Below are 8,062 nucleotides of genomic sequence, written 5' to 3'. Positions count from 1 at the left end.
GCTGCACACGTTGGTCATGTTGAGGTGACGGTTCACGTTGAAGTGGACGACATCGCCGTTCTTCTCCGTCCGCACATGGTGGGCCAGACCGCCCAGCCAGGCCAGGTCGTCGCTCTCGTAGAGCGCGATCCCGTCCTCGCGGGTCAGCCGCTCACCCGCGTAGACCTTCGCCTCCAGCTCGCGCTTGAGCCCTGCGTCCAATGCCAGAACCTCCTAGGTCGGTGCCCGTGAGGCACGGTGCGCTCCCATCCTGGCGAGGTCGTTCCAGGGAATTCCCAAGAGCGCAGCCGCACGCCCAGGAGATGGCACCGCAGGTGGTGGACCAGCACATCGGCCTCTATGTGAACGAGCACACCGCCGCGATCGGGGACGAGGGCTACTCGGCGGGCCGCGGCCTGCTCGGCCGGGCCGCGGCCGCCGGCCTCGCCCCCGCGGTCGATCCCGGCGCGCTCGACTTCCCGGTCCGGGCCGGCCGCTGAGCCGCCGGACTGGAGGCCCCGCACCACGGGAGTCCCTGCGACGGCGCCCGCCCGGCGGCCTACCCCTCGTCCTCGATGAACCGGGGCAGCACCCGGGGCGGCCACGTCCCCTCCGCGAGGATCCCGAGGAAGTGGGCACGGGCGACCAGCGAGGCCCGGTTGGAAGCCCGCAGCTGACGCAGCATCCGGCCGATCCGGTACTCGACGCCCTGACGGCTGAGGTAGAGCTGGGCTGCCAGCTGGAGGTTGGAGTTGCCGCGGGCTATCCCCTCAAGAATCCGCACGTCGACCGGGCAGAGCACGGTCCGGCTGCGCGGGGAGGACGGAACGCGGGAGGCTGTCGTATCGGAGCGGGACGTCATGGAGGGTGTTCCTTTCCTCATGCCTCCGTGCTCACCCGGGTGCCGGACGTCGTACCGTCGAACAGTCGGACCCGGAGCGCCTGTTGCGGGCCACGGGACCGGTAGCAGATGCCGGGCCGCGGGTATCCGCCGCGTTCGGGCGGCACAGTCCACGCGGCCGAGCTCGGTGCTCCCCAGAACGGCCCGCAGCTCCCCTTCGCGCGCTTCCCCCGTTCGTCGTCGCGCGACCCGTGCCGGGTGTGCCCTGGACGGTTGAGGTGCCTGGCCGGACGAGGCACGGCAGGATCCTAGGCGGGGCAGCGGCCGAATCCGCCGACCGCTGCATGAAGCTGCCATACCTGAGGGATCGGGTGCGGATTCACGGCCGGCCCCTGCCACCGGGGCCCAGCGATCACCGGCGGCCCGCGGTCACGAAGCGGCCACCCGCGCCGGGAAACCTGCCGGGGTGCACTCTCCTGCGCCGTGTCCGCCACGTGTCCACTAGGAGGGTGAATCTCGGGGTGTTGAGGCGGATTCTGACCGGCCTTGCCACTAGAGTTCCGCGTGGGCCTCGGGCGTTTGTGCAGGCCAGTCCGACCTTTTATCGGACGATCCGTCCGGCTTCGAAGGTGGGGCGGGTGGGACTCGAACCCACGACCAAGGGATTATGAGTCCCCTGCTCTAACCGGCTGAGCTACCGCCCCGGTTCGCCGCGCGCACCGGTCACCCGGTCGCGGCAGCAGCAGACGGCCCCGCGAGGCCGTCCCGGGCAGCATAGCCGGTCGATCACCCGTGGTGCGCGCCGGGGGCGCACATGGGTGCGCGCGGATGCACGCCTCCCCGCGCGGAGCAGTTCCGGTGGCGGGCCCACGGCGGCAGCGGGGAGCCTGGGCCGATGACGGCACGTGAGCTGGTGGCGGCCGGCGCCGCGCTGGCGGTCCTGGCGGTGGCTGGCTGCACCACCGCGGCGGGCCCCGGCGGCGCCACCCCGACGGTGCGTTCGCACCCCGCCTCGGCGTCCGGCCCGGCCTCCGCCTCCACCTTCGCCTCCACCGACAACCACGGCTGGACCCAGGAGCGGCTGCGCGGCGCACGCGCCCGGCAGACCGGCGTCACCCGCACCGCCAAGCCCACCGTGCTCAACGGCCTGGTCGGGGCCGTCTTCACCCGCAACGCGGACGGTGACCACTTCTGCACCGCCAGCGTGGTCGACAGCGCCGGGCTCAACCTGATCGTCACCGCCGCGCACTGCGTGTGGGATCCGCAGCTCGGACAGCGCAGCGACCTGGTCTTCGTCCCCGGCTACCGGGACGGCGACACCCCGAGCGGCGTCTGGCCGCTGCTGGCGGTCACCGTCGACCAGGCCTGGAAGGACGCCGCCGACCCGGACGTCGACGTCGCCTTCGCGGTGGTCCAGCCGCAGAACGGGCAGCAGGTGCAGCAGGTGCTCGGCGCCAACCGGCTGGGCGTCAACCTCGGCTACCGGCTGCCGGTGAAGGTCACCGGCTACCCGGGCACCAGCGATGTGCCGATCACCTGCAGCAACACCACCTCCGAGCAGAGCCCCACCCAGCTGCGGGTCGACTGCCCGGACTACACCGGCGGCACCAGCGGCAGCCCCTGGGTGACCGATTTCGACCCGGACACCCGCACCGGCACCGTGGTCGGCGTGATCGGCGGCTACCAGGAGGGCGGCGACTCCCCCGACACCTCGTACAGCAGTTACTTCGGGGACAAGGTCCAGGCGCTGTACGACCGCGCCACCGGCTGACCGGGCCGGGGCCCGCCCCCGGCGCGGCGCCGGTCGCCCCAAAGGGAAGACGCCGGGCTCCGAGGTTGGCGCCGCCGGGCGCGGACTGGTAGATCTTCCTCACGAAGGGCGGTCCGCACGACCAGCAGGGGCCGCCCCCGAGGACGAGACGGAGCCCCGATGGCCTCCCGCCCGGTACGGCCCGGCCGCGCGGCCCAGGCGGTCGCGCTGGCGGCCCTGCTGCTCGCCGCCGGAACCGCCTGCGGCGGCGGGGACAAGCAGCCGCCGACCGCCGAGGTGGCGCCGCAGAGCCCGACGGGCGACCGGATCGGCACCCTCTCGATCCACACCGCCCAGGGGCCGCGGGCCTGCACGGCGAGCGTCGTCCACAGCCCTCGGCGGAATCTGCTGGTCACCGCCGCGCACTGCGTGCAGAGCCGCCGGATCGGCCTGCTGGACGGCCTGGTGTTCACCCCCGGCTACCGCAACGGGTACTCCCCGTACGGGAGTTGGCCGGTGCAGGCGATCACCGTCGATCCGCGCTGGTCGGCCGACGACGACCCCGAGTACGACGTGGCGTTCATCACCCTCCGGCCGGTGGACGGCCGGGAGATCGAGGATGCCGTCGGCGGCAACCCGCTCGGCACCGGCCAGGGCTTCGGCCTCACCGTCTCGGTGACCGGCTACCCCAACGAGCGCGACGAGCCGATCACCTGCGCGGTCCGGACCAGCTCGCAGAGCGCCACCCAGGAACGGTTCGACTGCGGCGGCTACACCAACGGCACCAGCGGCAGTCCGTGGGTCACCACGGCCGGCAACGTGATCGGCGTGATCGGCGGGTACCAGGAGGGCGGCGAGACCCCGGGCACCTCGTACAGCATCACCTTCGACGACCGGGTCGCCGCGCTGTACCACCGGGCCACCGCCTGACGTCCGCCCGGCCGGGCGGGGTGAGCAGGGCAACACCGGCACGAGCAGGGCAACACCGACGTGGGCAGGGCACAACACGAAGGCCCCCCGGTCGACCGGGGGGCCTTCGCTCTGAGCAGTCACCGGGCGCACCCGATGAAGCTCCCGCATTTGGACTCGAACCAAAAACCTGCCGGTTAACAGCCGGCTGCTCTGCCAATTGAGCTATGCGGGATCGCGGTGGACAACCGTCGCACCACGGGCAGGACGGCCGCCCCCGAGAGGGCTGCCACCTGAGCTCCCCCAATTGGACTCGAACCAATAACCTGCCGATTAACAGTCGGCTGCTCTGCCAATTGAGCTATGGGGGATCGGGCTTCCGCTTCGGCCCCCGGTCTCCCGGGCTCCTCGGCGCTCGCTGCGGGACATACATTAGCGCACTCGGGGGGGTGGTCCGCCAATCGCTTTCCCCCGCCGCCCCGGTGCCCCCGCCCGGCGCGCCCCGCGCGCGCCCGGCAGAGCACCCGGGGATGCTGGGGGCACGGACGGTTCGCCGCCCCGAAGGACGGGTAGGGCAATGCGGCAGAGGCCGCCAGGAGAGGGTGGAATCCGATCATGTGGAAGCTGTCGTTGATCGTCGGACTCGCGGCGGGCTACGTGCTGGGCTCGCGGGCCGGGCGCCAGCGGTACGAACAGATCGCCAAGGTCACCCGGCAGGTCGCCCAGAACCCCAAGGTGCAGAGCGCCGCCGACAAGGCCAAGCAGCAGGCCGGCGCCGCCGCCGGGAAGGCGGCCGACGCCGTCGCGGGCAAGGTCGGGGACCGGCTGCCGAACGCGGTCACCGACCGGGTGCCGTACTTCAACCGCCCCCGGGTGGAGGACGACAGCTGGGGTACCTTCCGGCCGTGACCGGCCGGTGACGGCCGGGCGTCCGCGACGACTCCGGAGCGGTACCGAACGGGCAACACTTGCCCGGACGGACCGCGCCCGGACGCCCGCTGAGGCATGATCTCGACATGGCCATCGTCGCGGGGATAGACAGCTCGACCGGTCGCACCCGGATCGTCGCGTGCGACACCGAGACCGGCGCGGTGCTGCGGTCCGGCAAGGCCCCGCACCCCGCACCGGAGAGCCAGGAAACCCGGGCCGGCGAGGCCGACCCGCAGATCTGGCTGCACTCGCTCGGCGACGCGGCCGCCGGCGGCCTGCTGGAGGGCGTCCGGGCGATCGGCGTCAGCGCGCAGCAGCACGGCATGATCGGCCTGGACGCCGGCGGCGTGCTGGTGCGGCCCGCGATCCTCTGGAACGACCCGCGCTCCAGCGGCGCCGCGGCCGCCCTCCTGGACGCGCTCGGCGGCCCGGCCGCCTGGACGGCCGCGATCGGCGCCGTCCCCGGCCCGACGTACACCATCGCCAAGCTGCGCTGGCTGGCCGAGTTCGAGCCGGCCAACGCCCGCCGGGTGGCCGAGGTGCTACTGCCGCACGACTGGCTGGTCTGGCAGTTGCTGGGCCACCCCAAACGGCGTACCACCGACCGGGGCGACGCCTCCGGCACCGGCTACTGGTCGCCGATCACCGGCGAGTACCGGCAGGACCTGGTCGAGCTGGCGCTCGGGCACGAGCTGAAGCTGCCGCACGTGCTCGGCCCGGCCGAACCCGCCGGACACACCCCCGAGGGCCTGCTGATCTCGGCCGGCACCGGCGACAACATGGCCGCCGCGCTCGGCCTCGGCCTCGAACCCGGCGACGCGGCGGTCTCGCTCGGCAGCTCCGGAACGATCTTCGCCGTGCACGAGCAGGCCGTGGTGGACGCCACCGGGCTGGTCTCCTCCTTCGCCGACGCCACCGGCCGCCACCTGCCGATGGTCGCCACCCTGAACGCCGCCCAGGTGCTCCGCTCCACCGCCGCCCTGCTCGGCCGGGACCTGGAGGGCCTGAGCGAGCTGGCCCTGCAGTCCTCCCCCGGCGCGTACGGGATGGTGCTGCTGCCCTACCTGGACGGCGAGCGGACGCCCGCGCTGCCGCACGCGGCCGGCACGGTGACCGGGATGCGGGCCGAGTCGATGACCCCCCAGCACCTGGCCCGGGCCGCCGTCGAGGGCATGCTCTGCAACCTCGCGGACGCGCTGGACGTGCTGCGCGCCCGGGGCGTCGAGGTGAAGCGGGTCTTCCTGCTCGGCGCGGCCGGACGGCTGCCGGCCGTCCGGCAGATCGCGCCGCTGCTGTTCGGCGTCCCCGTCGTGGTGCCGCCGCCCGGCGCCCACGCGGCACGCGGCGCGGCCCGGCAGGCCGCCTGGGCGCTGGCCGGCACTCCCGAGCCACCGCGCTGGGAGCTGCCGGAGACGGTCACCGTCGCCCCGGACGCCGAGCAGGACCTGCCGGTCGGCGCGGCGGTGCGCCAGCAGTACCGGGCCGCCCGGGAGCAGATCCACCCGGAGACGGCCGGCTGAGACAGGCCTCGGGATGCGCCGGGCGTCGGCTGGGCACTCTGGCGTGACCGCGACGCGCTGCCCGAGGAGCTGGTCTTCCGGGAGCTGCGGCGCCGGCCCCGCCCGCTGAAGGAGCTCGGGGTGCCTGCCCGCACGGGCTTCCACCACTGAGACGTCCCCCGGGCACCGCGCCCGCGCGGCGGCGGGCGGTGGGAAGTGTCGGGGGGGGGGGGGGGGGGGGGGGGGGGGGGGGGCCTCCCCCCCCCCCCCCCCCCCCCCCCCCCCCCCCCCCCCCCCCCCCCCCCCCGCGTCCCTGCGCTCGGGGCAGCCTCCCCCCGCGAGGCTGCCGCGACCGGTGTGGGGGATTCGGGACGTCAGGGAGCCGTCCTCGGAATTGGTGCCCGGACGAAGGATCCCGGCGCCGAAACGGACCGGCCTGAGAACTTTGCACGATGGACCTGTGAATGTTCGAGCGGCCGCCGGGGGTGTGAGACACTTCCGTCCGTCTCAGCGCCATGACCTGGGGTTTGAGACGGCAGGCCGGTGAGGTTGGAGACGCGGAGACGCCCCCAGGCCCCGGGCCGGTGCCAAACTCGGCCCTGTTCTCACCCCGCGTCCCCCGTTTCTGATGTTGGGAAGGCCGCATGGCATCCGCTTGGAAGCAACTCCCGGACGAACTGTCCGGCCCCGCCCGACGTCTGACGGAGGAGCTGCGCGCCGTCAAGGACGCGACCGGGCTCTCACTGTCCGAGCTGGCGACCCGGACCCACTACAGCCGCGCCTCCTGGGAGCGCTGGCTCAACGGCAAGCGGGTCGTCACCGAACAGGCACTGGACGCGCTGATCGGGGCGGTGGAGTGTGACGGCCCCGCGCTGCGGGCGCTCTGGGCCTTGGCGACGGCGCCGGAGGGCACCGCCGAGGACGCCGCCGCACCGGTCGACGACCCGGCCGTGGAGTCTGCCGCGGACCCACTCGTGGAGCCTGTCGAGGGCGCCGTGGCGGGCTGGGAGTCCGCTCCGGTCGCGCCGTGGTGGCGGCGGCCGGTGGCGCTGGTGGCCGGTGCGCTGGTGACGGTGGCGCTGCTGGTGCTGGCCGGGGTCCGGTACACCCACGGCACCGGGCAGGAACCCGCCGCCCTCGCGCAGCCCGTCACGCCCACGACCGCGACCACGAGCCCGGCCGCCAAGCCGGCCCCGCCCGGCCCCGCCTGCCAGGCGATGGGCTGCTCGCACAAGGACCCCAAGGCCACCGGCTGCGGTGCCGACGCCCGGACCCTGCAGACCAGCAACATCGGCAAGGTGGTCATCTACCTCCGCTACAGCCAGAAGTGCCAGGCCGCCTGGGCCGCCATCACCGAGGGCGAGCCGGGCCACTTCTCCACCGTCACCAGCAGCACCGGCGAGACGGAGACGGCGCTGATCCACTGGGGGTACGACAACTACTCGCTGATGGTCAACGCGGCGGACCCGGCCGCGACCTTCCAGGTCTGCGGCCACCAGCCGGCCGGGGACGCCTGCACGGTCAGCGTCTCCGATCTGGCCCACCTGGTCGCCTCCACCCCGATCCCGATCGGCCCGGCCTCCCCGCCGGCGACCACCCCGAGCGCCGCCGGCTCCTAGTCCGGGCAGCCGCTAGTCCAGATAGCCGCGGAGCTGCTCGGCGAACGCGTGGTCGCGGAGTTTGACCAGGGTCTTGGACTCGATCTGGCGGATCCGCTCCCTGGTCACCCCGAACAGCACGCCGATCTCCTCCAGGGTGCGGGGGCGGCCGTCGTCCAGGCCGTAGCGGAGCTGGACGACCTGGCGCTCCCGCTCGCCGAGGGTCGCCAGCACCGCGTCCAGGTGCTGGCGCAGCAGCAGGAAGGTGGCCGACTCGGCGGGCGAGGCCGCGTCGGCGTCCTCGATCAGGTCACCGAGCGCCACGTCGTCCTCCTCGCCGACCGGGGTGTGCAGCGAGATCGGCTCCTGGGCCAGCCGGATCAGCTCACGCACCCGCGCCTCGGTCAGCTCCAGTACGACGCCGATCTCGGCCGGGGTCGGTTCCGTCCCGCGCTCCTGGTGGGGGGGGGGGGGGGGGGGGAACAAAAAAGTGGTCAGCTCGACCACGTACACAGGCACCCGGGGCGCCCGCGCCTGGGTGGCTAGGGTGCGGCGC

At 73.8% G+C, this 8,062-nt stretch carries 6 protein-coding genes, 3 tRNA genes and 3 pseudogenes; 6 read left to right on the top strand and 6 right to left on the bottom strand.

Translation table 11 applies throughout. The features are described from left to right. Positions 1 to 201, bottom strand: a pseudogene (locus ACZ6NC_RS39430) (aminofutalosine synthase MqnE); the annotation flags it as partial. 83 nt (positions 202 to 284) lie between these two features. On the opposite strand from ACZ6NC_RS39430, the pseudogene ACZ6NC_RS39425 reads away from it, so the two are divergent. Beyond that, positions 285 to 479: pseudogene (locus ACZ6NC_RS39425) on the top strand (1,4-dihydroxy-6-naphthoate synthase); the annotation flags it as partial. 59 nt (positions 480 to 538) lie between these two features. On the opposite strand, the gene ACZ6NC_RS39420 reads toward ACZ6NC_RS39425, so the two are convergent. Together ACZ6NC_RS39420 and ACZ6NC_RS39415 are read right to left on the bottom strand one after the other, a co-directional pair. After that, positions 539 to 841, bottom strand: a complete 303-nt coding sequence (locus ACZ6NC_RS39420) for a LuxR C-terminal-related transcriptional regulator (protein ID WP_465738716.1) — start codon at positions 839 to 841, stop codon at positions 539 to 541. Between the two features lie 609 nt (positions 842 to 1,450). Continuing rightward, positions 1,451 to 1,524, bottom strand: a tRNA-Ile gene (locus ACZ6NC_RS39415). A 191-nt stretch (positions 1,525 to 1,715) separates the two neighbouring features. Here ACZ6NC_RS39415 and ACZ6NC_RS39410 point away from each other — a divergent pair. After that, a complete protein-coding gene (locus tag ACZ6NC_RS39410; protein ID WP_465738715.1) occupies positions 1,716 to 2,591 on the top strand; it encodes a trypsin-like serine peptidase in 876 nt (291 codons plus the stop codon). Between the two features lie 159 nt (positions 2,592 to 2,750). Continuing rightward, the gene (locus ACZ6NC_RS39405) at positions 2,751 to 3,500 is read left to right on the top strand and encodes a trypsin-like serine peptidase (RefSeq protein ID WP_465738714.1); all 750 of its coding nucleotides are present in this window, start codon (positions 2,751 to 2,753) and stop codon (positions 3,498 to 3,500) included. A 141-nt stretch (positions 3,501 to 3,641) separates the two neighbouring features. Here ACZ6NC_RS39405 and ACZ6NC_RS39400 read toward each other — a convergent pair. Together ACZ6NC_RS39400 and ACZ6NC_RS39395 are read right to left on the bottom strand one after the other, a co-directional pair. Next, positions 3,642 to 3,714 (bottom strand) — tRNA-Asn (locus ACZ6NC_RS39400). A gap of 63 nt (positions 3,715 to 3,777) precedes the next feature. Next, positions 3,778 to 3,850: transfer RNA gene (locus ACZ6NC_RS39395), tRNA-Asn, on the bottom strand. Positions 3,851 to 4,091: 241 nt separating this feature from the next. Here ACZ6NC_RS39395 and ACZ6NC_RS39390 point away from each other — a divergent pair. The 3 genes from ACZ6NC_RS39390 (at position 4,092) to ACZ6NC_RS39380 (ending at position 7,527) form a co-directional block, all read left to right on the top strand. Continuing rightward, complete coding sequence (locus ACZ6NC_RS39390; protein ID WP_465738717.1) at positions 4,092 to 4,388, top strand: hypothetical protein; 297 nt, start codon at positions 4,092 to 4,094, stop codon at positions 4,386 to 4,388. A 107-nt stretch (positions 4,389 to 4,495) separates the two neighbouring features. Next, positions 4,496 to 5,929: an FGGY family carbohydrate kinase gene (locus tag ACZ6NC_RS39385; RefSeq protein ID WP_465738713.1), complete on the top strand. Its 1,434-nt coding sequence runs from the start codon at positions 4,496 to 4,498 to the stop codon at positions 5,927 to 5,929. Positions 5,930 to 6,552: 623 nt separating this feature from the next. Further along, positions 6,553 to 7,527 carry a helix-turn-helix domain-containing protein gene (locus ACZ6NC_RS39380; RefSeq protein WP_465738712.1) on the top strand — a complete coding sequence of 325 codons (975 nt, stop codon included), beginning with the start codon at positions 6,553 to 6,555 and terminating at the stop codon, positions 7,525 to 7,527. Positions 7,528 to 7,539: 12 nt separating this feature from the next. Here the strand turns inward: ACZ6NC_RS39380 and ACZ6NC_RS39375 are convergent. Further along, positions 7,540 to 7,965 (bottom strand): annotated as a pseudogene (locus tag ACZ6NC_RS39375) (sigma-70 family RNA polymerase sigma factor); the annotation flags it as partial. Positions 7,966 to 8,062: the final 97 nt, after the last annotated feature.

The organism is Kitasatospora sp. NPDC041988 (genome assembly GCF_055588525.1).
This window is presented reverse-complemented; position numbering and strand designations above follow the sequence as displayed.